This window comes from Micromonospora sp. CNZ285 (genome assembly GCF_004637285.1).
Map to the genome: position 1 here is coordinate 1,398,264 of NZ_SPQD01000001.1, position 23,576 is coordinate 1,421,839.

The following is a 23,576-nucleotide window of genomic DNA, read 5'->3' on the forward strand; positions in this document are numbered from 1 at the left end:
CCACCGCCGACCGTGCCGCGCGTGCCGGGTGCCGGTCGTGCCGACTGACTGCGGAGGACGAGATGATGGGACCGGGTGACTTCGGCAACGACCCCTGGGACGAGTTCCTGGCCCGATACTTCGGCCGGGGCGAGGGGGGACGCCGGCCGGCGCACCGGGTCGACATCACCCGCCTGATGACCGCCGACGCCCGGGAGATGCTCGCCGACGCGGCCCGCCGCGCCGCCCAGAAACACAGCAACGACCTGGACACCGACCATCTGCTCTGGGCGGCGTTGCAGCGTGAGCCGTTGCGCGACCTGGTCCGCCGGGCCGGCGCCGACCCGGACGCGCTGCTGGGCGCGCTGGGCGGGCGCGGCGAGGGCGCGCCGCGGGGTGAGGTGCCGCCGAACCTGTCGCTCACCCCGGCGGCGAAGCGGGCGCTGCTCGACGCGCACCAGTTGTCCCGGGCGATGGGCGCCAACTACATCGGTCCCGAGCACATCCTGATGGCGCTGCCGCTGAACCCCGAGTCGCCGGCCGGGCGGATGCTCGCCGCCGGCCGGATCCAGCCCGAGTCGTTGCAGGCGGCCAGCGCCGAGCGCGGCGCGACGAACGCCCCGCGGCCGGACCGCGGCACCCCGACCCTCGACCAGTACGGCCAGGACCTCACCGAGCTGGCCCGGATGGACCAGATCGACCCGGTGATCGGCCGGGCCGACGAGATCGAGCAGGCGGTGGAGATCCTGTCCCGGCGGACCAAGAACAACCCGGTGCTGATCGGCGAGGCCGGTGTCGGCAAGACCGCGATCGTGGAGGGCCTGGCGGAGCGGATCTGCGACGGGGACGTGCCGCAGACGCTGATCGGCAAGCGGGTGATCCAGCTCGACCTGTCCGGCCTGGTCGCCGGCACCCGCTACCGGGGCGACTTCGAGGAGCGCCTGAAGAAGGTGATCGACGAGATCCGCGCCCACCGCGAGGAGCTGATCGTCTTCCTCGACGAGATCCACACCCTGGTCGGCGCGGGCGGCGCCGGCAGCGAGGGCGGGATGGACGCGTCGAACATGCTCAAGCCGGCCCTGGCGCGTGGCGAGCTGCGGGTGATCGGCGCGACCACGCTGGACGAGTACCGGCGCAGCATCGAGAAGGACGCCGCGCTGGCCCGCCGGTTCCAGCCGGTGCTGGTGCCCGAGCCGAGCGTGGAGGACACCATCGCGATCCTGCGGGGCCTGCGCGACAGGTACGAGGCGCACCACCAGGTCCGGTTCACCGACGAGGCGCTGATCGCCGCCGGTGAGCTGTCCGACCGGTACGTCACCGACCGGTTCCTGCCGGACAAGGCGATCGACCTGATCGACCAGGCCGGGGCGCGGGTGCGGTTGCGTACCCGTACCCCGGCCGAGGACGTGCGCGAGCTGGAGCAGCAGCTCGACGAGACCCGCCGGGACAAGGAGCAGGCGGTCGCCGACGAGCAGTACGAGCGGGCCTCCGCGCTGCGCGACCGGCTCGCCGAACTGGAGGACCAGGTCCGCCGCGCCCGCGGCGACGAGGGCCCCAACCACGTGCCCGAGGTGGGCCCGACGGAGATCGCCGAGGTGGTCTCCCGGGCCACCGGCATCCCGGTCACCCAGCTCACCGAGGAGGAACGCGACCGGCTGCTGCGCCTGGAGGGGCACCTGCACGAGAAGATTATCGGCCAGGACGACGCGGTCAGCGCCGTCTCCGAGGCGGTACGCCGCTCCCGTACCGGCCTGGCCGACCCGGACCGGCCGATGGGCAGCTTCCTGTTCCTCGGCCCGACCGGCGTCGGCAAGACCGAGCTGGCCCGGGCGCTGGCCGAGGCGCTGTTCGGCGAGGCGGACCGGATGGTCCGGCTGGACATGAGCGAGTTCCAGGAGCGGCACACGGTCAGCCGGCTGGTCGGCGCCCCGCCCGGGTACGTCGGCTACGAGGAGGCCGGTCAGCTCACCGAGGCGGTGCGGCGCCGCCCGTACGCGGTGGTGCTGCTGGACGAGATCGAGAAGGCGCACCCGGACGTGTTCAACATCCTGCTCCAGGTGCTCGACGACGGGCGGCTCACCGACAGCCAGGGCCGCACCGTCAACTTCAAGAACACCGTCCTGATCATGACCAGCAACCTCGGCTCGGAGCTGATCACCGGCACCCAGCGCACCGTCGGCTTCGCCAGCGGTGCCCCCGGCGAGCAGGAGAACGACGAGCTGCGGGAACGGCTGATGCGCCGGCTCCAGGAGAACTTCCGCCCGGAGTTCCTCAACCGCATCGACGAGGTGATCATCTTCCAGCGGCTGGAGGCCGAGCAGCTGCGCCAGATCACCGGGCTGCTGCTGGAGGAGACCCGCCGTCGCATGCACGCCCAGGACATCCAGGTCGACTTCAGCACCGCCGGCGTCGACTGGCTCGCCGAGCACGGCTACCAGCCCGAGTTCGGGGCCCGCCCGCTGCGCCGGGTGATCCAGCGCGAGGTCGACAACCGGCTGTCCCGGATGCTGCTGGAGAACGAGATCTCGCCCGGGCAGAAGGTCACCGTCGACACCCGCGACGACCAGCTCGTCTTCGACGTCACCGCCGGTGAGCGGGGCTACACGCCGGCCACCACGTCCCATCCCCGATGACCGGCCGGGGCCCGTCCCGGCCGGGCCGGGACGGGCCGTCACCGAAGGACCGGAGGGCGGACATGACCGAACCCGAGGAGATCCCCGACGAGGACATCGGGGCCGGCGAGCCGATCGAGGCGACCCCGACGGCGAACCCGTCCCGGGTGCGGATTCCGCCGGAGGGCCTGAAGCAGCACACACCGAACGAGGGCGAGCCGGCATCCGGGCCGCCGCCGGGAGAGGAGGCGTGATGGTACGCGAGGCGCGACTCGACCCCGAGGTCGAGGTGATCTGGGACGACTTCCACGCCGAGGTGAACGTGTCCTCCGAGACGCTGCGGCAGTGGCTGCTGACCCGCGGCTCGGGGGAGGAGGCGTTCGGTCCGGGCCCGGACCTGGACCTGCCCGAGCCGGGCCGGCAGATCCTCGCCGTGCTGCGCAAGCGCAAGGTGGACCTCACGCCGGAGGACATCGAGGTGATGCGGGAGGCAATCACCCGGATCCGCGAGCTGACCGCGCAGCGGCCACGCCGGGGCAACGCCGACGACGAGTGGCGCCACGCCCTGCTCGACCTCGGTCACGACGTGCTCGTCGAACGCTGAGCCGGTACGGCGGCGCCCGGGCGGACCACCCGCCCGGGCGCCGTCTGCTACTCCGACTCCAGGCTGGGCAGCCGCAGCCCGGCCGCGTCCGCCGCGGCCTGCCGGTCGGCGCGGGCGCGTTCCTCGCGGCTGAGCAGGTTGGCGTACTCGGTCACGTCGGCCGGCCCCGGCACCTCCGGCAACCGGCGCAGGAACGCCTCCACCTCGGCGGAGGCGGTGGTGTGCGCGGTGGCCGCCTGGCGCAGCAGCTCCCGCTGGTCGGCGGCCGGATACAGATCAGTCATGTCGCCGGTGTTACCCGGGTTCAGGCGATTCGCACCCCGCCCGAGCCGTTGGGCTGCACGCCGAACTCCGGGTGCGCCAGCAGCCAGCCCAGGTACTCCGGATGGTTCGCCAGCGCGTCGGTGTACGCCGCGACCGCCGCCGCCAGCACCGGCTCGGCCACCGCCGCGGCCGGCACGTCCGGATGCCAGCCCAGCAGCAGCCGCCACCGCAGCGGCGTACCGGCGAGCCGGCGGGTCACCAGACCGGCCACCGGACGGAACGTGGCCTGGCACAACGCCACCGCCTCGCCCGCGTCCACCAGGTCCAGCGCGGCCCGCACGTCCGCCTCGTACACCTTCTTCGGGGTGAAGCCGGAGCGGGCGCAGGCGGCGGCGAAGCAGTCGCCGAAGCAGCCGTCGCCCGGCGCGGCCACCCACCGCTCACGCCGCAGGTCGACCAGGTCGACGTCGGCGCGGCCGGCCAGCGGGTGGGTCTGCGGCAGCAGCACGCAGATCGGCTCCACCGCCACCTCCCGCCAGCTCAGCCCGAACCCGGCCGACGGCGTCGAGTCGCCGCACACGCCGGTCAGCGCGAAGTCGAGCCGGCCACCGGCCACCATCTGCGCCAGCTCGTCCACCGACCAGGAGCCGTACGTGGTGATCTGCGCGTCCGGCCGCTCGGCGGCGAGCCGGTGCACCAGCCGCCCCAGGATCGGGCTGTTCACTCCGCCGAAGCGGTACCGGCGCAGCGGATCGCCCGCGCCGGCCATCCGGGCCGCCTCGTCCCGCAGGCCCTTCATCGCCGGCAGCAGCACCCGGGCCCGGTCCAGCACCAGCTCGCCCAGCGCGGTGGGGCGGGCGCCACGGCGGTCCCGTTCGAACAACGGCCCGCCCAGCGCCCGTTCGATCCGCTGAAGCTGGGCGGTCAGCGCCGGCTGGGCCAGGCCGAGCGCCGAGGCGGCCTTGGTGACGCTCCCCGTCTCCGCGATCGCGCAGACCACACGCAGGTGTCGCAGCTCCAGATCCATACCGTGACGGTAGGACCACGAACCGATACACGGAAGGGGCGATCGGCTCACCCCTGGCGGTGGTGCTCCAGGTCGCTCAGCCGGGTACGCCGTCCGGTGACCGCGTCGCGCACCTTGTCCAGCACCCCGACGGCCGGTTCGACGATCTTGTTCCAGGGCGGAGTGGCGGGCGTGCCGGGGTGCGGCCGGGTCGGCGCCGCCTCCTCCGCGATCTCCCACCGGTTGCCCAGCCGGATCAGCTCGGCGTCGCTGGCCACCTCGCGCAGCGGCGTGACCAGCGCCGCGACGCGGCTGACGTGCCGGCGTACCCGCTCGGCCACGTCCGCGACCGCCGGGTCGTCGGCGCCGGACAGATCCTTGAGCGCGGTCAGCAGCCCGGCGTCCGCCTCGATCTCCCGCTCGACCAGCTCCGCGGCGTCCGGCATGGCGGCGCGCGCCGCCGGGAACAGGTACTGCTCCTCGGCGGACAGGTGCCGGGACACCGCGGCGGTCAGCACGTCGAGCACCTCGCGCCGGCCGGTGGCGTCCAGCGCCGGGTCGGTGACCCGGTCGGCCAGCCCCAGCAGCGCCCGGTGCTCGGTGTCCACGAGGTCGGCGACGCTGCGCCCACCCGGCCGGTACGCGTCGTCGGCGGCGGGCGGCAGCGGCGGCAGGGGGACGGTCATGGTGCCCTCCTCGTGACGGCCGGAGTCGATGTCCGGGCGGTCCGGCGGTACCCGGCCGGGCGTGCCGCGAAACCGCCGCCGGGCCACCGGCGGCCCGCGCCCACCTCACCTGCTGGTATAAGGAAGCGATGACGAGCGACGCCGCCCCCGCCCGACCCGACGCCACCGACGAGGTCGTCGACCTCTGCCGCGACCTGCTGCGCATCGACACCACGAACACCGGCGACAACGACACCAGCGCGGGGGAGCGGCTCGCCGCCGAGTACGTCGCGGAGAAGCTCGCCGAGGTCGGCGTCGACGCCGAGATCCACGAATCCGCGCCCGGCCGGGCCAACCTGGTCGCCCGGATCCCCGGCACCGAGCCCGGCCGCGACGCGCTGCTGGTGCACGGCCACCTCGACGTGGTGCCCGCCGACCCGGACGAGTGGTCGGTGCACCCGTTCTCCGGCGAGATCCGCGACGGCTACCTGTGGGGCCGCGGCGCGATCGACATGAAGGACTTCGACGCGATGGTGCTCGCCGTGGTCCGCGACTGGCAGCGCACCGGCGTCCGGCCCCGGCGCGACATCGTGCTCGCGTTCACCGCCGACGAGGAAGCCGGCAGCGACTACGGCGCGCACTTCCTCACCCAGCGGCACGGTGACCTGTTCGACGGCTGCACCGAGGCGATCGGCGAGGTCGGCGGCTTCTCCTACTCGGTCGACGAGCAGCGCCGCCTCTACCTGATCGAGACCGCCGAGAAGGGCATCGACTGGCTGCGCCTGCACGCCAAGGGCCGGCCCGGCCACGGCTCGATGGTGCACGACGACAACGCGGTCACCGCGCTCGCCGAGGCGGTTGCCCGGATCGGCCGGCACCGCTTCCCGGTGGTGATGACCGACACCGTACGGGCGTTCCTGGCCGAGGTCTCCGACGTGCTCGGCATCGAGATCGACCCGGACGACCCGGAGACCGCGATCGCCAAGCTCGGCCCGATCGCCAACATCATCGGCGCGACCGTCCGCAACACCGCCAACCCGACCCGCCTGGCCGCCGGCTACAAGGACAACGTCATCCCCGGCCGGGCCACCGCCACCATCGACTGCCGCAGCCTGCCCGGGCAGAGCGAGGAACTGGAACGGCAGCTGCGCGAGCTGGTCGGGCCGGACATCGCCATCGAGTACGTCCAGCGCCAGCCGGCCCTGGAGACCACGTTCGACGGTGACCTGGTGGCGCACATGTCGGAGGCGCTGCGCGCCGAGGACCCGGGCGCGCACCCGGTGCCGTACATGCTCTCCGGCGGCACCGACGCCAAGGCGTTCTCCCAGCTCGGCATCCGCTGCTTCGGCTTCGCGCCGCTGCGGCTGCCCGCCGACCTCAATTTCTCCGGCCTGTTCCACGGCATCGACGAGCGGGTTCCGCTGGACGGACTACAGTTCGGCGTGCGGGTTCTGGACCGCTTCCTCCGTACCTGCTGACCGCGCCCGCCGCGGCGCCGCCGGCGCGGAACCTCCCCCCATCGCGAAGGGACTGCCACACATGACCGACCAGCACGGTGAGCTGGACGCCGCCCTCGAGCGGGTGATCGACGCCGCCCGCGCCCACCTGGCCGCCGTCCGGGCCGCCCAGGGCCGGATCGACGACGACGCCGTCTGGCAGGCGTACGTCGCGTTGAACAACGCCTCGTTCGCCTACGACGAGCAGCTGCTCGACGCGTTCGGCGAGGTGACGCCCTGGGACGTGGAGTCGATCGACCCGGACGAGGCCGACGAGCGCTTCGGCGCCGTCGAGGGCGGCGAGCCCACCGACCCGCACCCGCGGGTCATCTCGGTGCGGCAGCGGCGCGACTACCGGGTGCCCAGCGTCGCCGCGCTGCTGCGCGCGGCCGAGGCGGCCCGCCGGGAGGGCACCCCGGAGGAGGACGAGCCGGCGCCGGTCGAGGGGGTCGGCGAGGCGGTGCTGGAGTTGCTGCAGAGCGGCGACGGCTCGCTGTCCGCGCTCGACGTGCCGGAGCTGGAGCCGCTGGACGGTGTGGTGATGGTCAGCGAGGTCGGCACCCCCGTCGACCTGGAGTCGTTCGACGACGACGACCCGGTCGGCCCGTTCCAGCCTGCCGCCGACGACCGGCTGGTCGGCCGGCTCGACGAGCACCCGTTCATGGAGCTCGACGAGGAGCACGACCACGCGCACTAGGCCGTGCGCGTCCCCGGGGCGGCGCCGCGTCGCGCGGCCCCGGGGACGGGCCCGTCGTCAGTACGACAGGCCCGGCTGCGACTGGTTGACCAGGCGGCGCCGCAGCACCACCTGCCGCGTGCCGTCCCGGTAGAGCCGCACCCGGGCCAGCTCCCAGCCGGAGAACTCGGCCTGGATCGCCAGCTGCGCCGCGGCGGTCAGCCGATCGACGTTCGAGGGCAACCGCAGCGGCGCGTATTCGTAGTCCATGCCCCTATGCTGCCCAGGTCACGGGCCCTCCGCCACCCCCTGCGGGTGACCCGGATCGCCCTCGTACGGCTCAGCCGTCGCGCTCCGGGTAGCCCACCGGCACCGCCGACACGTCGTCCAGCGCCGTGACGATCTCCTCCGGCAGCGTCATCCGCTCCACCTGCAACGCGCCGAGCAACTGCCCGACGGTCCGGGCGCCCAGGATCGGTGCGGTCACGCCCGGCCGGTCCCGCACCCAGGCCAGCGCCACCTCCAGCGGCGACACGCCGAGCCCGCCGGCCGCGATCGCGACCGCCTCCACGATGCTGGAGCAGCGCGGCTCCAGGTACGTCGCGACGAACCGCTCGAAGTGCGGCGACACCGCCCGCGAGTCGGCCGGGCGGCCGTTGCGGTACTTGCCGGTCAGCACGCCCCGGCCCAGCGGCGACCAGGGCAGCACACCCAGCCCCATCCCGGCGCAGGCGGGCAGCACCTCCCGCTCCACACCGCGCTCCAGCAGCGAGTACTCCACCTGCGCGGCGACCACCGGCGCCCGCCCCGGCCAGGCGGCCTGCCAGGCGGCGGCCCGGGCGGTCTGCCATCCGGAGAAGTTCGACACACCCACGTAGCGGGCCTTCCCGCTGGACACCGCGTGGTCCAGCGCCGAGAGCGTCTCCTCCAGCGGGGTGTCCGGGTCGTACCCGTGCACCTGCCACAGGTCGACGTGGTCGGTGCCGAGCCGGCGCAGCGAGGCGTCGAGCGTGCGCAGCAGATGCCCGCGCGAGCCGTCCCGGCGGCGGCTGCCCGGCCGCAGGCCCGCCTTGGTGGCGATCAGCAGCTCGTCGCGGTCCACCAGGCTGCCCAGCAGGGAGCCGATCACCGACTCGGCGTCGCCGTCGGCGTACACGTCGGCGGTGTCGACGAGGTTGCCGCCCGCGTCGAGGTAACTCTTCAGCTGGGCGGCCGCGTCGTCGGCGTCGGTGTCCCGTCCCCAGGTCATGGTGCCGAGCGCGAGCCGCGATACCGCCAGCCCGCTTCGGCCGAGCGGTCGCTGTTGCATGCGTGAACCTTATTTCGAACCCGGCGTCACGGATATCCTCGCCGCAGTCAACTTCCCGCGCGACCTCCACCCGGTGTGACATGTTCGGGGCGAGCCGGACGTCAAGGGCGCCACGCTCATTGCGTAACCTGATGCGACCTGTGGTGCGGACGGTGGGAGGATCAGTGCGACTCGGGCTCAACCTCGGATACCAGACGGCGTGGAGCACGCCCTTCGACCACCTGGCGCTGGCCCAGGAGGCGGACCGGCTCGGCTACTCGGTGGTCTGGGCCGCGGAGGCGTACGGCTCGGACTCGCCGAGCATGCTGGCCTGGATCGCCGGTCAGACGGAGCGTATCGACGTGGGCTCCGCGGTCATGCAGATCCCGGCCCGTACCCCCGCCATGACGGCGATGACCGCCGCGACCATCGACACGCTCTCCGGCGGCCGGTTCCGCCTCGGCCTGGGCGTGTCCGGCCCGCAGGTCTCCGAGGGCTGGCACGGCGTGCGGTTCGCCAAGCCGCTGGCCCGCACCCGCGAGTACGTCGACATCGTCAAGCTCGCGGTGGCCCGCAAGGAGGTCGCGTACGACGGCGAGCACTACACGCTGCCGCTGCCCGACGGCCCCGGCAAGGCGCTGCGGCTGGGCTTCCACCCGCCGCGCGAGCACATCCCGATCTACCTGGCCGCCGTCGGCCCGAAGAACCTGGAGCTGGCCGGCGAGATCGCCGACGGCTGGCTGGCCGTCTTCTACTCCCCGGAGTTCGCCGAGGAGCACCTCGCCTCGGTGCGGGCCGGGCGCGCGGCGGCGGGCAAGGAACTGGCCGGCTTCGACGTGGTGCCGTCCGTGCCGGTCGTGGTCGGCGACGACATCGCCACCTGCGCCGAGCTGGTGCGCTGGTACGCCGCGCTGTACGTCGGCGGCATGGGCAGCCGCAAGCAGAACTTCTACAACCAGCTCGCCACCCGGATGGGCTACGGCGACGCGGCCCGCGAGGTCCAGGACCTCTACCTGGCCAAGCGGCAGCGCGACGCGGCCGCCGCCGTACCGATGGAGTTCATCGACCGCACCTCGCTGCTCGGCCCGAAGGAGCGCATCGCCGAGCGGATGCGGGAGTACGCCGCCGCGGGCGTGACCACGCTGTCGGTGTCGCTGTTCGTGGCCGACCGGGAGAGTGGGGTGCAGACCCTGCGTACCGTCGCCGAGGCGCTGGAGCTGTCCGGAGTCGGCGAGTGACCTGGATCGAGGCCATCGTCCTGGGCCTGGTCCAGGGGCTGACCGAGTTCCTTCCGGTGTCCTCGTCCGGGCACCTGCGGATCACCTCGGAGCTGTTCTTCGGCCGGGACGCGGGCGCGTCGTTCACCGCGGTGACCCAGCTCGGCACCGAGGCCGCCGTCCTGATCTACTTCGCCAAGGACATCTGGCGGATCGTCCGGACCTGGTTCGTCGGCCTGGTCGACCGCTCGGTGCGGTCCAGCCTCGACTACCGGATGGGCTGGTACGTCATCGTCGGTACCATCCCGATCGGCATCTTCGGGCTGCTGTTCAAGGACCAGATCCGCACCGCCGGCCGTGACCTGCGGTTGGTGTCGACCACGCTGATCCTCGGCGCGATCGCGCTGGCCTTCGCCGAGTACTGGGGCCGGCAGACCCGTACGCTGGAGAACTTCCGGATGCGCGACGGCGTCATCATGGGCTTCGCCCAGGCGGCGGCGCTGGTCCCCGGCGTCTCCCGGTCCGGCGGCACCCTGACCGCGGGCCTGCTGCTCAACCTAACCCGGGAGACCGCGGCCCGCTACTCGTTCCTGCTGGCCATCCCGGCCGTGGTGATCTCCGGCGTGTTCAGCCTCCCGGACGTCTTCGAGCCGTCCGCGCCGGGCACCGCCGCGCCGAGCGTGGCGCAGATGGTGATCGCGACGCTCATCGCGTTCGCCGTCGGCTACGCGGCCATCGCGTGGCTGCTGCGCTACGTCGCCCACCACACGCTGTACGTGTTCGTGCTGTACCGGGTGGCGCTGGGCAGCCTGCTGATCTGCCTGCTGGCGACCGGCACGATCAGCGCCACCTGACGTCGTCGTGCGAGAGGCCGGCCACCCCGATGTCCGAGGTGGCCGGCCTTCGGCTTCGTCGCCGGCTCAGCCACGTAGGGCCGCGCCGTCGCGCACGCCGCGCGGCCCGGTGGCCGGGGGTGGCTACTCTCACCCGCATGTCGCGCTTCCGCCTCAGACCGCTGCACGGCGTTCCCGTGATGATCGCGATTCTGGCGGCCTATGCCTGGAGTCTGGGAGAGCCTTTCGACAAGCCGGAGCTGCCGGCCGAGATGTTCGTGGTGACGGGCACAGTCGAGTCGGTACAGAAGAACTGGGAATCGACGACGGGAGGAAGCAGAAACCTCGCCGCCGTGGTGTATCGGGTGGTGCTCCGCGAGCACCCCCGGGTCAAGTTCAGCGTACGAGAGCTGCCGAGCGAGGAACTGGTGCCCGGCACGCCGGTCCGATTCGAGATGAGCAGGGATCCCCAGCCGGAGCTGGAACGCGCACGGTTGTACGTCTACGCGACCTACGTGGTTTCGGCCGAGACCTTCGTCGTCGACGGCACCGTGCTCTACGACGCGGCCGAGATCAGGGCGCAGGACAAGGCACGGGCCGACGCGGGGGTCAGGCGGTACCGCAGTATCTCTCTGGTGCTGTGGGCTGTGGTGGTCGTCTGGGTCGCGCTCCTGGTCCGGCGGCACCGGGTGGTGCTGCAGTCCTTGGCGCGGCCTGTCGTGGCGGGACGATCATCGGGGGACGTACCGCCTAGGGTGGTCAGCGTGGCGACCCTTCTGCTTCTGCGACACGGCCGGACCACCGCGAACGCCGACGGCGGCCTGGCCGGGCGGCAACCGGTCGAGCTGGACGACACCGGCCGGGCGCAGGCCACGGCGGTCGCTGCGCGCCTCGCCGGGCTGCCGCTCGCGGCGGTGGTGACCAGCCCGCTCATCCGCTGCCGGCAGACCCTCGACCTGGCGCTTCCCGGCGCCGAGCCGATCGTCGAGGACGGGCTGATCGAGTGCGGGTACGGCGACTGGGAGGGGCAGTCGCTGAAGAAGCTGGCGAAGGAGCCGCTCTGGCCGGTGGTGCAGCAGCACCCGAGCGCCGCCGCGTTCCCGCAGGGCGAGTCGATGGCGGCGATGTCCGCGCGGGCGGTCGCCGCGGTACGGGCCTGGGACGCGCGGGTCACCGCCGAGCACGGGCCGGAGGCCATCTGGCTGGCGTGCAGCCACGGCGACGTGATCAAGGCGATCGTGGCGGACGCGCTCGGCGTACACCTTGATCTTTTCCAGCGGATCGTGGCCGACCCGGCGTCGGTGACGGCGATCCGCTACACCCCGTTGCGGCCGTTCCTGGTCCGGCTCAACGACACCGGCGGCGATCTGTCGGCGCTGGTCCCGCCGCCGCGCAAGCGGCGCCGGCGACCGGCGCGGGCGGCCGAGTCCGACGCGGCGGTCGGCGGAGGCGCGGGCGCGGCCGGGTGAGACAGGCGTACGCGGCGCGTTCGCTCTGGGCGGATTCGGCGTCGGTGGGCTGCGCGGTGCTTCCACACGCCGGATAGGGTCGTGGGTATGACGCACCAGGTGCACGCCTTCGAGCCGCCGGAGCGGTTCGTCGCCGGTACGGTCGGCCCGCCGGGGGAGCGCACGTTCTTCCTCCAGGCGCGCGGCGGCGGCCGGCTGGTCAGCGTGTCGCTGGAGAAGGTCCAGGTGTCGTTGCTCGCCGAGAAGCTCGAGGAGCTGCTCACCGAGGCGCAGCGCCGATTCGGCGTGAAGCTGCCGGAGACGGCCGCCACGGTGACCAGTGACAACGAGCCGCTCGACACGCCTGTGGACGAGGAGTTCCGGGTCGGCACGCTGGGCCTGGCCTTCGACGTGGACACCGCCACCGTGGTGATCGAGGCGATCGCCGTCGGTGAGGCGGAGGTCGAGGTCGAGCTGGGCGACGCGGACGACGACGCCGACGAGGACCCGGACGAGCCGGACGACGACCTCGACCGCCTGCGGGTGCGGCTGACCCCGGAGGCGACCCGCGAGTTCATCGAACGGGCCAAGCGCGTCGTGAACGCCGGCCGGCCCCCCTGCCCGCTGTGCGGCCAGCCGCTCGACCCGGCCGGTCACCTCTGCCCCCGGCACAACGGCTATCACCGGTGACCTCGTCGGAACTGCAGCCCCGACAGGACGGCGCCGAGGCGCTGCGGCTGCTCGCCGACGGTGAGCTGACCCTGGAGGGGCGGCTCGTCGACGCCTCCAACGCGACGCTGCGCGGCGTCATCGCGCTCGGCGACGTGAGCGCGCACTGCGTCTACAAGCCGGTACGCGGCGAGCGCCCGCTCTGGGACTTCCCGGACGGCACGCTCGCCGGCCGGGAGGTGTCCGCCTACCTGGTGTCCCGGGCCACCGGCTGGGACCTGGTTCCGCCCACGGTGCTGCGCGACGGCCCGTTCGGCCCCGGCTCGTGCCAGCTCTGGATCGACGAGCCGGACGACGCCGAGCCGCTCGTCGGGTTCGTGCCGGCGCGGGAGATCCCGCCGCGCTGGTTCCCGGTCGCCGCGGCCCGCGACGACGACGGGGCGGCGTACGCGCTGGCGCACGCCGACGACCCCCGCCTGGCCCGGCTCGTCGTGCTCGACGCGATCATCAACAACGCCGACCGCAAGGGCGGGCACGTGCTCGTCGGCCCGGACGACCGGATCTACGGCGTCGACCACGGCGTGAGCTTCCACGTCGAGGAGAAGCTGCGTACGGTGCTGTGGGGCTGGGCCGGCCGCGAGCTGCCGCCGGACGCGGTGGAGGTGCTCGACGGCCTGGCCGGGCAGCTGCGCGGGCCGCTCGGCGAGGAACTGGCCGAGCACCTGACCATCGGTGAACTGGCCGCGCTGGCGGAACGGGTCGAGCGGCTGGGCGAGAGCGGCCGGTTCCCGCTGCCGCCCCAGGAGTGGCCGGCGATGCCCTGGCCGCCGATGTGAGCCGTTGTCGCGTTGATCACCCGTAGGGCGGCACCCGAGCGTCTGACGGATCGTTAGGCTGGCGGTCATGGAGTCTTGGGCGGGACATGACGTGCCACGGCTGCCCGGCGAGGGCGTGTCGCTGAGGTTGTACGACTCGGCACGGCAGGGCGCCCATCCCAGCCGGCCCGAGGGCGCGGCCTCGATGTACGTCTGCGGCATCACCCCGTACGACGCGACGCACCTCGGGCACGCCGCCACCATGATCACGTTCGACCTGGTGCAGCGGATGTGGCGCGACGCCGGCCTCGATGTGCGGTACGTGCAGAACGTCACCGACATCGACGACCCGCTGCTGGAGCGCGCCGAGCGCGACGGCGAGGACTGGAAGGTCCTGGCCATGCGGGAGACCGCGCTGTTCCGCGAGGACATGGAGGCGCTGCGGATGATCCCGCCGGCGCACTACGTCGGCGCGGTCGAGTCGATCCCGGACATCGCCGAGAAGGTGCTGGTGCTGCTCAAGGACGGTGCGGCGTACCGGCTCGACGACGGCACCGGCGACGTCTACTTCGACATCTCCGCCGCGCCCCGGTTCGGCTACGAGTCCAACCTGTCCCGAGAGCAGATGATCGAGCTGTTCGCCGAGCGCGGCGGCGACCCCGAACGCGCCGGCAAGCGCGACCCGCTCGACCCGCTGCTGTGGCGCGGCGCCCGCGAGGGTGAGCCGTCCTGGCCCGGCGGCGAACTGGGCGCGGGCCGTCCCGGCTGGCACATCGAGTGCACAGTCATCGCGCTGAACCTGCTCGGCGACCGGATCGACGTGCAGGGCGGCGGCAACGACCTGATCTTCCCGCACCACGAGTGCTCCGCCGCGCACGCCGAGCGGCTGACCGGCGAGGCGCCCTTCGCCGACCACTACGTGCACGCCGGCATGATCGGCCTGGACGGCGAGAAGATGTCGAAGTCCCAGGGCAACCTGGTCTTCGTGTCCCGGCTGCGGGCCGACAAGGTCGACCCGATGGCGGTCCGGCTGGCGCTGATGAGCGGCCACTACCGCAGCGACCGCTCCTGGACCGACGATCTGCTCACCGAGGCGCAGGAGCGGCTGGGCCGCTGGCGGCGGGCCGCCGCCGCGCCGGCCGGGCCGTCGGGTGCGGCGTTGCTGGCCGAGGTACGCGAGCGCCTGGCCGACGACCTGGACACGCCGGGTGCCCTGGCGGCAGCCGACCGCTGGGCCGAAGGCACCCTGACCGGCGTCACCGACGACCCGGATGCCCCGGCCCTCTTCCGGGACACGGTGGACGCCCTCCTCGGCATCGCCCTGTAGTCCCGCCCTTTCGCCGCTAGCCCTCGCGCCGCACCTTCTCGCCCTGCTCGCGCGTCGATCTTGCGCTTGCGGCCCACGTTCCGGCGCTTTTGCCCCGGTTCGCGGGGGCCGCAACCGCAAGATCGCGCCGCCCGAGGGCGAGTGTGGCGTTGGTGGAACGTGGTGGGTGCGTCGAGGGCGGGAGCCGGGAGCCGGGAGCCGGGTCAGCCCAGGACCAAGCCGGGGTCGGGGTCCTGGTCGGGGGTGGGGGCGGGGATCTTGTACTCCTCGGTGAGCGTGGTCATCGGGCCGGGCCACGTGGCCTGCGCGACCTCGATCGGCTTGTGCCGCTCGTCGTACGCGACGTGCAGCAGGTGCAGCACCGGCGTGTCCGGGCGGATCTGGAGAATCTCCGCCTCCTCCCGGCTGGGCTGACGCGCGCTGATCGTGTCGGTGGCGGTGACGTACCGCCGGCCGGTGACCTCCTCCGCCTCCTGGTAGAGCGGCCGGCCGAACGCCTCGGCCCGCTCCAGTGACGTGCCGGCGGTGTCGGCGGGCAGGAACCAGGACGCGCCGACCTCGACCGGTGAGTCGTCGGTGCGTACCAGGTGCCGCCGGCAGAGCAGCTCGGTGCCGTCGGCGACGCCGAACGCGTCGGCCACCTCGGCCGGGGCGGGGGAGCGGCCGACCGAGACGAGCTGCTGGCGGTACCGGGCGGCCAGGTCGGTGTGGTAGCCGCGGAAGCCGCCGTACCGGCCCCGGGACAGGCGGTTGAGGCGGCGCCGGGTGCCCCGGACGTACGTACCGGAGCCGGGTTTGGTGATCAGGATGCCCTCGACCCGCAGCTGGTCGACGGCGCGCTGCACGGTCTGCTTCGCGACGCCGAACATCTCGGCGATGGCCGGGATGGACGGCAGCCGCTCGCCCGGGCCCCAGTCGCCGCGGCGCACCTGGGCCTTGAGCTGCGCGGCGATCTGCCGGTGCGGGAACTCGGCCGCGCCCGGGTTGATCTGCATGCAGGCCTCCTCAGAACAGCTAGGTTCCTAGGATGCCCTAGAGGGTGTGACGGCGCCACCCCGGACACGAAGAAGCCGGGCCCCGGCAGGGGAGCCCGGCTTCGACGGAAAGGTGCTACCAGGAACCCGCGGTCGGTCCGGCGGAACCACCGCGGCGACGCAGGTACTTCTCGAACTCCTGGGCGATCTCGTCCCCGGTCAACGGGGTGATGCCGGCGTCGCCGACCCGTTCCTCCAGCTCACGCACGTACTCCCCGAGTTCGGCGTCCTGCTCGGCGGCGCTGCGCACCCGCTGCTCCCACTCGGCGGCCTCCTCGGCCAGGTCGGCCATCGGCACCGGCAGGTCGAGCACCTCCTCGACCCGGTGCAGCAGGGCGAGCGTGGCCTTCGGGCAGGGCGGGTTGTTGGCGTAGTGCGGCACGTGCACCCAGAACGACACCGCGTCGACCTCGGCGCGGGTGCACGCGTCGTGCAGCACGCCGACGATGCCGGTCGGCCCGTCGTACCGGGTGGGGGTGAGCTGGTAGCGCTTGGCCGCGTCGGCGTCCGACGCGCTGCCGCTGATCGGCAGCGGCCGGGTGTACGGCACGTCGGCCAGCAACGCGCCGAGCAGCACCACCCGCTCGACCTCCAGGCTGTGGCAGATCTCCAGCACCTGCTCGCAGAACGTCCGCCAGCGCATGCTCGGCTCGATGCCGCGGATCAGCACCACGTCGCGCTCGGTGCCCTCCGGACTCGCCACCATGAACCGCGTGGTGGGCCACTCGACGCGCCGGGTCTCCCCGTCGGCCATGGTGATCGTCGGCCGGCTCACCTGGAAGTCGTAGAAGTCCTCCGGGTCCAGCTCGGTCACCTGCCGGGCCTGCCAGACCTGCTCCAGGTGTTCCACGGCGGCGGTGGAGGCGTCGGCGGCGTCGTTCCAGCCCTCGAAGGCCGCGATGGCGACCGGCGAGCGCAGTACCGGCAGCCCGTCGAACTCGGTCACGCCGTCACCTCACCCTGCTCGTCGGGCACGGCGCCGCCCCGTCGCACTTCGCACCCCTGTTGTCCTTCACGTCCGTCAGCCTACGTGCCCCCGCGAGGGCCGGCCCGTCGGCCGCGCCGGTCGCCGGGCCGGACCACCCGGGCGAACCGGCGGAAAGGGGTACGACGGCCCGGTGGGCAGAATGTGGGATGGCCCGGTTCGGGTGACTCTGCCGCACTCGGGCGCACTACCCTGGAGCATGTGTCTATCTCGTTGCGTGACCTGCTGGCGGATCGGATCCTGATCGCGGACGGCGCGATGGGGACGATGCTCCAGGCTGCCGACCTCACCCTCGACGACTTCGACGGCCTCGAAGGCTGCAACGAAATCCTCAACGTGACCCGGCCGGACGTGGTCCGCGGCGTGCACGACGCCTACCTGGCCGCCGGCGCGGACTGCGTGGAGACCAACACCTTCGGCGCCAACCTGCCCAACCTCGCCGAGTACGGCATCCCCGGCCGCATCCGGGAGCTGTCCGAGGCGGGCGCGCGGATCGCGCGGGAGGCAGCCGACGCGTACGCGACGCCGGAGCACCCCCGGTTCGTGCTCGGCTCGATGGGCCCGGGCACCAAGCTGCCCACACTCGGGCACGCGAGCTACGCGTCCCTGCGTGACGCGTACCAGGAGAACGCCGCCGGCCTGATCGCCGGCGGAGCGGACGCGCTGATCATCGAGACCTGCCAGGACCTCCTCCAGGTCAAGGCGGCGGTGGTCGGGTCGAAGCGGGCCCGCGCCGAGGCCGGCCGGGACGTCCCGATCATCTGCCAGGTGGCGGTGGAGACCACCGGCACCATGCTGCTTGGGAGCGAGATCGGCGCCGCGCTGACCGCGATCGAGCCGCTCGGCGTCGACCTGATCGGGCTGAACTGCTCCACCGGGCCGGCGGAGATGGGCGAGCACCTGCGCTACCTGGCGCAGCACTCGCGTATCCCGATCTCGGTGATGCCGAACGCGGGCCTGCCGGTGCTGACCGCCGACGGGGCGTACTTCCCGCTCAGCCCGGACGAGCTGGCCGACGCGCTGGAGCAGTTCGTCACCGACTACGGCGTGGCCCTGATCGGCGGCTGCTGCGGCACCACCCCGGAGCACATCCGGGTGCTGGTGGAGCGGCTGGGCGGGCGCGCGCCGGTGGCGCGGGAGCCGAAGCCGGAGGCCGGAGTCTCCTCGATCTACCACCACGTGCCGTTCGCCCAGGACGCCAGCATCCTGATGGTGGGGGAGCGGACCAACGCCAACGGCTCGAAGGCGTTCCGCGAGTCCATGCTCGCCGGGGACTGGCAGGCCTGCGTGGAGGTCGCCCGCAGCCAGGCCCGCGACGGCTCGCACCTGCTGGACCTCTGCGTCGACTACGTCGGCCGCGACGGCACGCAGGACATGCGGGAGCTGGCCGGCCGGTTCGCCACCGCCTCGACGCTGCCGATCGTGCTGGACTCCACCGAACCGGCCGTGATCGAGGCCGGGCTGGAGATGCTCGGCGGCCGGTGCGTGGTCAACTCGGTGAACTTCGAGGACGGCGACGGCCCCGAGTCCCGCTACGCGCGGGTCATGCCGGTGGTCAAGGAGCACGGCGCCGCCGTGGTGGCGCTGCTCATCGACGAGGAGGGCCAGGCCCGCACCCGCGAGTGGAAGGTACGCGTGGCCAGCCGGCTCATCGACGACCTGACCGGCCGGTGGGGGATGCGCCGGGAGGACATCCTCATCGACGCGCTGACGTTCCCGATCGCCACCGGGCAGGAGGAGACCCGCCGCGACGGCATCGAGACGATCGAGGCGATCCGGGAGATCGCCGCGCGTTACCCGGGGGTCAACTTCACCGCCGGCATCTCCAACGTCTCGTTCGGTCTCAACCCGGCGGCCCGGCAGGTGCTCAACTCGGTGTTCCTGCACGAGTGCGCCCAGGCCGGGCTGACCTCGGCGATCGTGCACGCCAGCAAGATCCTGCCGATGGCCCGGATCCCGGACGAGCAGCGCGAGGTGGCGCTCGACCTGGTGTACGACCGCCGCCGCGAGGGCTACGACCCGGTGCAGCGGTTCATCGAGGCCTTCGAGGGCGTGGACGCGGCGTCGGCGCGCGCCACCCGGGCCGAGGAACTGGCCGCGCTGCCGCTCGACGAGCGGCTCAAGCGACGGATCATCGACGGCGAGCGCAACGGCCTGGAGGCCGACCTGGACACCGCGATGGCGCAGGGGCGTACGCCGCTGTCCATCATCAACGACCTGCTGCTGGACGGCATGAAGGTGGTCGGCGAGCTGTTCGGCTCCGGCCAGATGCAGTTGCCGTTCGTGCTCCAGTCCGCCGAGGTGATGAAGACCGCGGTGGCGTACCTGGAGCCGCACATGGAGAAGACCGACGACGACGGCAAGGGCCGGATCGTGCTCGCCACGGTCAAGGGCGACGTGCACGACATCGGCAAGAACCTGGTCGACATCATCCTGTCCAACAACGGCTACGACGTGGTGAACATCGGCATCAAGCAGCCGATCAACGCGATCCTCGACGCCGCCGAGGAACACCGGGCCGACGCGATCGGCATGTCCGGCCTGCTGGTCAAGAGCACAGTGATCATGAAGGAGAACCTGGCCGAGATGGCCTCCCGGGGCGTGGCCGAGCGCTGGCCGGTGCTGCTCGGCGGCGCGGCGCTGACCCGCGCGTACGTCGAGGACGACCTGCGGTCGATCTACCCGGGCCAGGTGCACTACGCCCGCGACGCGTTCGAAGGGCTGTCCCTGATGGACCGCGTGATGGCGGCCAAGCGCGGCGGCGCGCCGGTGATCGACCCGGAGCGCGAGGCGGCACTGGCGGCCCGCCGTGAGCGCCGCGAGCGGCAGCGGGCGCAGGTCCGCGAGGCGCTGCCCGAACTGGACGACGCGTCGGTCCGCTCCGACGTGGCGGTGGACGTGACGGTGCCGAAGCCGCCGTTCTTCGGCACCCGCGTCGTCAAGGGCGTGCCGCTGGCCGACTACGCGGCACTGCTCGACGAGCGGGCCACGTTCCTGGGCCAGTGGGGACTGCGCGGCGCACGCGGCGGCAAGGGCCCGTCGTACGAGGAACTGGTCGAGACAGAGGGCCGGCCCCGCCTGCGGTACTGGCTGGACCGCCTGATCTCCGACCAGGTGCTGGAGGCGGCCGTGGTGTACGGCTACTTCCCGGCGTACTCCGAAGGCAACGACCTGGTGGTGCTGGACGAGAACGGGCACAGCGAGCGGGCCCGGTTCTCGTTCCCCCGGCAGCGGCAGGAGCGGCGGCTGTGCCTGGCCGACTACTTCCGGCCCCAGGGTGACCAGCTCGACGTGGTGGCGTTGCAGCTGGTCACCGTGGGGCAGCCGATCAGCGAGTACACGGCGAAGATGTTCGCCGGCAACGAGTACCGCGACTACCTGGAGGTCCACGGCCTGTCCGTGCAGCTCACCGAGGCCCTGGCCGAGTACTGGCACCGACGGATCCGGGCCGAGCTGGTGCTGCCCGGCGGCGGCACGGTCGCCGACGACGACCCGGCCGACCTGGCCGGCCTGCTCCGCACCGACTACCGGGGCTGCCGGTACGCGTTCGGCTACCCGGCCTGCCCGGACCTGGAGGATCGGGCGAAGATCGTGGAGTTGCTGGGCGCCGAGCGGATCGGGGTGCAGTTGTCCGAGGAGTTCCAGTTGGTGCCGGAGCAGGCCACCGACGCGATCGTGGTGCACCACCCGGAGGCGAACTACTTCAACGCCAAGTGACGCCGTCACCCTCCCTGAGCTGGGCAAACAGGGCTGCGGCACCCTGCTAGGCCGTCGCCAGGCCGTCGGGGTCGGTCGGGCCGTGCCCGAAGGCGGCGTCGATCGCTCGGCGGGTGCGGTCCTCGCTGGTCGGGAGCAGGTGGGTGTAGACGCGCAGCGTGAAGCCGGGGTCGGCGTGGCCGAGGTACAGGGACAGCGCCTTGATGTTCTCGCCCGCGTCGAGCAGGACCGAGGCGTACGTGTGGCGCAGGACGTACATGCCGTTCTGCCGGGTGTCCTCGACGCCGGCGGCCAGCTGCCGGCGCCTGCCGGCCAGCTGCCGGCGGTGTCGAGCCTCAGGACCTGCGTGACAGATCAGTCTCGGGACGTGGGTGACACGTCCGGCTAGACGATCTTCAGGTCAGGGTAACCGCTTGGGGTCGAGCGGCTGGTTCGTAGCGCCCTAGGATCGGCGGGTGCTGGCTGATCAGGCAGGTCTTCCGCGGTTTCCGTACCACCCAGACCCGGTGGCGACGGGTTCGGTCGTGGCCGTCGAGGTGGTGTGTGCGTGTTGCGGCCAGCAGCGGCCCTTCACGTATGTCGGGCCTGTGTATGCCGTCGAGGAGTTGGGCAGGAGGCTGTGTGCGTGGTGCATCGCGGACGGCCGGGCGGCGGCGATGTTCGACGCGCAGTTCACCGATGCGCATTGGCGGGTGCCTGAAGATGTCCCGTCGGATGTGACCGAGGTGGTTCTCCGCCGAACGCCGGGCTTCGCCGGCTGGCAGCAGGAGCGGTGGTTGCATCACTGCGGTGACGCGGCGGAGTTCCATGGCGAGGTCGGTGCGCGTGAGTTGGCGGACTTTCCTGATGCCGTGGAGCAACTGCGGTTGGAGATGGCCGGGTCTGGCTGGTCGGCGGAGGAAAAGGAGTGGTACTTGCAGGCGATCAGCAAGGACGGCCCGGTCACCGCGTTTCTGTTCCGCTGCCGGCACTGCGGTACTCACCTTGCGTACTCCGACTCGACCTGACCGCCGGTTCTTGGCCGCGAGGGCTCGGGCTTGCGAACCTTGAACCGGGCGATCGGCTTGACGGTGGTGCGGGGCACTTCGGTGAGGAGATGGTCGCCGTCGTGGACCCGGAAGGTGTTGTCGGCGGCTTCGACGATGAGGGTGCGGCCGGCGTGGGCGATGCCGACGTGGATGCGTTGACCGGCGATGACCAGGGCTCCTCGACAGCTGACGCGGCGCTCGACCCGCACCGTTTCGGGTGCCGGGGCGGGTGGTGGTCCGGCGGGGCGGGCGTCGCGGATGCGGGCGATCTCGGCGGGTGTCAGCGGGTTGGGCAGGCTGCGCAGCAGGACGCCGTCGGCGGTGATCTGCATGAGGCCGCGGTCGAGGCGGACGGTGACGCGCCTGCCGGCGAAGTGGTAGCCGATGGGGTGTTGCCGGCCGGCTAGGCCGATCAGGCCGGTGGCGTTGACGAGCCGTTCGCGCTCTGCCGCATGCGCTACGACCAGCGCACCCGCGCCTACGTCCACCGCCGCATCACCGAAGGCCTCAGCAAGCAGGAGATCCTGCGCTGCCTGAAGCGCTACATCGTCCGCGACGTCTACACCGCCCTACGCGCCGACTTCGCCGCCCTAACCCCTTGACCTCCATAGGAGCATCGGGATGGCAGAAGAGCTCATGTCGGGCGCTTGTGTAGCTTCCGCAACCTGACCCCAAAGCTCTCCCGGGCCTCCAAAAACAACGAATCGACTGGCTTCCAGATTTCGATGATGTCTTTCGTTGTATTCTTGGCGTGCGTCAGCTCGACCATAACATCTACAACCTTGGACGCCTTAATTCTCGCGTCATCCTCAGGTAAGAGGGCAAGGTGTCGCCTAACCTCAAATGTTTGACGCCCCACCCGCTGAACAAATGGCGCACGGTCAGGCCAGGGCGCTTGGCCATGCGCTACGTCTGAATTTAGCGCCAAGTCGGAGGCTGCGTCATAGGCTTCCTCTAGCGCAGACATCACATCCCGTAACACGCCTGCTTCAAATTCATCGGCACGGTCCCGCAAGGCAACTTTGCGGTTTCGGCGAGCCTGAAACCCGGCACCAACCTCGGAGAGCAGCCACCCAATTCCGACGGGTATTAGGGTTTGAGCCATCGTCATCCAGTTCACGCCACCACGCTACCTCCTGACGTCAAACTGATGATCTAGAGCCAGGCGGGGTGACGCGCCGTTTTCCTGGCCTGGCCAGGCGAGAAAAGCCTGATCACCAGCACGGACGTAGGGGCCTGCCTCGAAATCAAGGCACCTTCCAAACTGGCCGTGCGAGCTGCAACTGTTGGCCGTCACGTGACCCGGTGGTAGGACAACCAGAACTCTCGCTCTTGAACGTTCCGTCGACCGTCCCGCCAGCGAACAAGTAGACGTCCGGGGCGCTTATCTCCCAGAGACGGCGTGAGCTTGAGGTGCAACGTCTGTCCCGGATGGAGAGCAGGGGCCGGGAGCTTCGGCCAGAGGACACCCACCCGGTCTGTGTAGTCGTCGCCGTCATCGTTGAAGACCCGAGCTTCGAGATCCCTCATGGTCCCGGGGCCGTGGTTGGCCACTACCACACGTTCGTCCTGGTCCCAGCCATGCCGAGTCTTGTATGCGAGAAGCTCAAGCCTCGCGTCTGGCTGTGCGATTCGGTTCCGCCACCAGGGTCGGAGGACCGAGTACCACAGATTGATGACCCCTAGAGCGAATGCCGCGACGGCGACCGTCGCGCTCACAGATTGAGAACTCATGCGACGAGGGTAGGCGAGGCCGCAAAATCCGGAATATGGGCGGAATGATCAGCCGCGCTATCTGCAAGTGGTAAAGCATCCGTCCTGCTAGAAGACCTGGCCGAGCGGCTAGGGCTACTCCGCTCCTACACCGTGTGCGGCAGCAGCGCCGACAGCAACGGGCCGGGACAAGGGCAGCC

24 protein-coding genes and 1 pseudogene are annotated in these 23,576 nt (G+C 71.9%); 14 read left to right on the top strand and 11 right to left on the bottom strand.

The genetic code is table 11. The features are described from left to right. Positions 1 to 62: 62 nt before the first annotated feature. The 3 genes from CLT75_RS06285 (at position 63) to CLT75_RS06290 (ending at position 3,195) form a co-directional block, all read left to right on the top strand. Positions 63 to 2,612, top strand: a complete 2,550-nt coding sequence (locus CLT75_RS06285; protein ID WP_135239923.1) for an ATP-dependent Clp protease ATP-binding subunit — start codon at positions 63 to 65, stop codon at positions 2,610 to 2,612. A gap of 62 nt (positions 2,613 to 2,674) precedes the next feature. Then, the gene (locus CLT75_RS32560; RefSeq protein WP_167796886.1) at positions 2,675 to 2,845 is read left to right on the top strand and encodes a hypothetical protein; all 171 of its coding nucleotides are present in this window, start codon (positions 2,675 to 2,677) and stop codon (positions 2,843 to 2,845) included. After that, a complete protein-coding gene (locus CLT75_RS06290; RefSeq protein WP_135239924.1) occupies positions 2,845 to 3,195 on the top strand; it encodes a DUF3140 domain-containing protein in 351 nt (116 codons plus the stop codon). The genes CLT75_RS32560 and CLT75_RS06290 overlap by 1 nt, the downstream gene beginning before the upstream one ends. A 47-nt stretch (positions 3,196 to 3,242) precedes the next feature. On the opposite strand, the gene CLT75_RS06295 is transcribed toward CLT75_RS06290, so the two are convergent. The 3 genes from CLT75_RS06295 to CLT75_RS06305 are packed head-to-tail and all read right to left on the bottom strand — an operon-like array spanning position 3,243 to position 5,151. Further along, on the bottom strand, positions 3,243 to 3,479 hold the full coding sequence (locus tag CLT75_RS06295; protein WP_013476980.1) for a hypothetical protein: 237 nt from the start codon (positions 3,477 to 3,479) through the stop codon (positions 3,243 to 3,245). A 20-nt stretch (positions 3,480 to 3,499) separates the two neighbouring features. Beyond that, a complete protein-coding gene (locus CLT75_RS06300) occupies positions 3,500 to 4,486 on the bottom strand; it encodes a LysR family transcriptional regulator (RefSeq protein ID WP_013286066.1) in 987 nt (328 codons plus the stop codon). Between the two features lie 47 nt (positions 4,487 to 4,533). Continuing rightward, entirely contained in the window at positions 4,534 to 5,151 is a 618-nt protein-coding gene (locus CLT75_RS06305; RefSeq protein ID WP_135239925.1) for a hemerythrin domain-containing protein, read from the bottom strand. Between the two features lie 128 nt (positions 5,152 to 5,279). On the opposite strand from CLT75_RS06305, the gene CLT75_RS06310 reads away from it, so the two are divergent. Next, complete coding sequence (locus tag CLT75_RS06310) at positions 5,280 to 6,608, top strand: M20/M25/M40 family metallo-hydrolase (protein WP_135239926.1); 1,329 nt, start codon at positions 5,280 to 5,282, stop codon at positions 6,606 to 6,608. 61 nt (positions 6,609 to 6,669) lie between these two features. After that, positions 6,670 to 7,323 carry a hypothetical protein gene (locus tag CLT75_RS06315; RefSeq protein ID WP_013286069.1) on the top strand — a complete coding sequence of 218 codons (654 nt, stop codon included), beginning with the start codon at positions 6,670 to 6,672 and terminating at the stop codon, positions 7,321 to 7,323. A gap of 57 nt (positions 7,324 to 7,380) precedes the next feature. Here the strand turns inward: CLT75_RS06315 and CLT75_RS06320 are convergent, their stop codons facing one another. Beyond that, positions 7,381 to 7,572, bottom strand: coding sequence for a DUF5703 family protein (locus CLT75_RS06320; RefSeq protein ID WP_030274256.1), 192 nt, complete (start codon positions 7,570 to 7,572; stop codon positions 7,381 to 7,383). Between the two features lie 70 nt (positions 7,573 to 7,642). Continuing rightward, positions 7,643 to 8,611, bottom strand: a complete 969-nt coding sequence (locus tag CLT75_RS06325; protein ID WP_013286071.1) for an aldo/keto reductase — start codon at positions 8,609 to 8,611, stop codon at positions 7,643 to 7,645. A 164-nt stretch (positions 8,612 to 8,775) separates the two neighbouring features. On the opposite strand from CLT75_RS06325, the gene CLT75_RS06330 reads away from it, so the two are divergent. From CLT75_RS06330 to mshC, 6 genes are all read left to right on the top strand, one after another. Continuing rightward, positions 8,776 to 9,828, top strand: a complete 1,053-nt coding sequence (locus CLT75_RS06330) for an LLM class F420-dependent oxidoreductase (protein ID WP_135239927.1) — start codon at positions 8,776 to 8,778, stop codon at positions 9,826 to 9,828. After that, on the top strand, positions 9,825 to 10,661 hold the full coding sequence (locus CLT75_RS06335) for an undecaprenyl-diphosphate phosphatase (RefSeq protein ID WP_135239928.1): 837 nt from the start codon (positions 9,825 to 9,827) through the stop codon (positions 10,659 to 10,661). Before CLT75_RS06330 ends, CLT75_RS06335 begins: the two co-directional genes overlap by 4 nt. A 734-nt stretch (positions 10,662 to 11,395) precedes the next feature. Next, positions 11,396 to 12,109, top strand: a complete 714-nt coding sequence (locus tag CLT75_RS06340; RefSeq protein ID WP_135243925.1) for a histidine phosphatase family protein — start codon at positions 11,396 to 11,398, stop codon at positions 12,107 to 12,109. 87 nt (positions 12,110 to 12,196) lie between these two features. Next, positions 12,197 to 12,778, top strand: coding sequence for a DUF3090 domain-containing protein (locus CLT75_RS06345; protein WP_135239929.1), 582 nt, complete (start codon positions 12,197 to 12,199; stop codon positions 12,776 to 12,778). Next, the gene (locus CLT75_RS06350; protein ID WP_135239930.1) at positions 12,775 to 13,593 is read left to right on the top strand and encodes an SCO1664 family protein; all 819 of its coding nucleotides are present in this window, start codon (positions 12,775 to 12,777) and stop codon (positions 13,591 to 13,593) included. The genes CLT75_RS06345 and CLT75_RS06350 overlap by 4 nt, the downstream gene beginning before the upstream one ends. A 67-nt stretch (positions 13,594 to 13,660) precedes the next feature. Further along, positions 13,661 to 14,899 carry a cysteine--1-D-myo-inosityl 2-amino-2-deoxy-alpha-D-glucopyranoside ligase gene (gene mshC / locus CLT75_RS06355; RefSeq protein ID WP_135239931.1) on the top strand — a complete coding sequence of 413 codons (1,239 nt, stop codon included), beginning with the start codon at positions 13,661 to 13,663 and terminating at the stop codon, positions 14,897 to 14,899. A gap of 203 nt (positions 14,900 to 15,102) precedes the next feature. Here the strand turns inward: mshC and CLT75_RS06360 are convergent, their stop codons facing one another. Together CLT75_RS06360 and CLT75_RS06365 are read right to left on the bottom strand one after the other, a co-directional pair. Then, entirely contained in the window at positions 15,103 to 15,894 is a 792-nt protein-coding gene (locus tag CLT75_RS06360; RefSeq protein WP_073829687.1) for a GntR family transcriptional regulator, read from the bottom strand. Between the two features lie 115 nt (positions 15,895 to 16,009). Then, entirely contained in the window at positions 16,010 to 16,879 is an 870-nt protein-coding gene (locus CLT75_RS06365) for a PAC2 family protein (RefSeq protein WP_030504102.1), read from the bottom strand. 240 nt (positions 16,880 to 17,119) lie between these two features. Here CLT75_RS06365 and metH point away from each other — a divergent pair, with 240 nt between their 5' ends. Continuing rightward, positions 17,120 to 20,635 (top strand): methionine synthase, encoded by a 3,516-nt coding sequence (metH, locus tag CLT75_RS06370; RefSeq protein WP_209310279.1) that lies wholly within the window; start codon positions 17,120 to 17,122, stop codon positions 20,633 to 20,635. A 46-nt stretch (positions 20,636 to 20,681) separates the two neighbouring features. Here the strand turns inward: metH and CLT75_RS06375 are convergent, their stop codons facing one another. Continuing rightward, positions 20,682 to 20,894: a site-specific integrase gene (locus CLT75_RS06375; RefSeq protein ID WP_135239932.1), complete on the bottom strand. Its 213-nt coding sequence runs from the start codon at positions 20,892 to 20,894 to the stop codon at positions 20,682 to 20,684. Positions 20,895 to 21,090: 196 nt separating this feature from the next. Between CLT75_RS06375 and CLT75_RS06380 the strand changes: the two genes are divergently transcribed. Further along, positions 21,091 to 21,642 carry a CbrC family protein gene (locus CLT75_RS06380; RefSeq protein ID WP_135239933.1) on the top strand — a complete coding sequence of 184 codons (552 nt, stop codon included), beginning with the start codon at positions 21,091 to 21,093 and terminating at the stop codon, positions 21,640 to 21,642. Here the strand turns inward: CLT75_RS06380 and CLT75_RS06385 are convergent. Continuing rightward, the gene (locus CLT75_RS06385) at positions 21,615 to 21,995 is read right to left on the bottom strand and encodes a hypothetical protein (protein WP_486485073.1); all 381 of its coding nucleotides are present in this window, start codon (positions 21,993 to 21,995) and stop codon (positions 21,615 to 21,617) included. The two genes, CLT75_RS06380 and CLT75_RS06385, sit on opposite strands and share 28 nt — an antisense overlap. A gap of 108 nt (positions 21,996 to 22,103) precedes the next feature. Between CLT75_RS06385 and CLT75_RS06390 the strand changes: the two are divergent. Further along, positions 22,104 to 22,265: pseudogene (locus tag CLT75_RS06390) on the top strand (IS110 family transposase); the annotation flags it as partial. Positions 22,266 to 22,297: 32 nt separating this feature from the next. Here the strand turns inward: CLT75_RS06390 and CLT75_RS06395 are convergent. Then, complete coding sequence (locus tag CLT75_RS06395) at positions 22,298 to 22,783, bottom strand: hypothetical protein (RefSeq protein WP_135239934.1); 486 nt, start codon at positions 22,781 to 22,783, stop codon at positions 22,298 to 22,300. 173 nt (positions 22,784 to 22,956) lie between these two features. After that, entirely contained in the window at positions 22,957 to 23,397 is a 441-nt protein-coding gene (locus tag CLT75_RS06400; RefSeq protein ID WP_135239935.1) for a hypothetical protein, read from the bottom strand. Between the last annotated feature and the right edge of the window lie 179 nt (positions 23,398 to 23,576).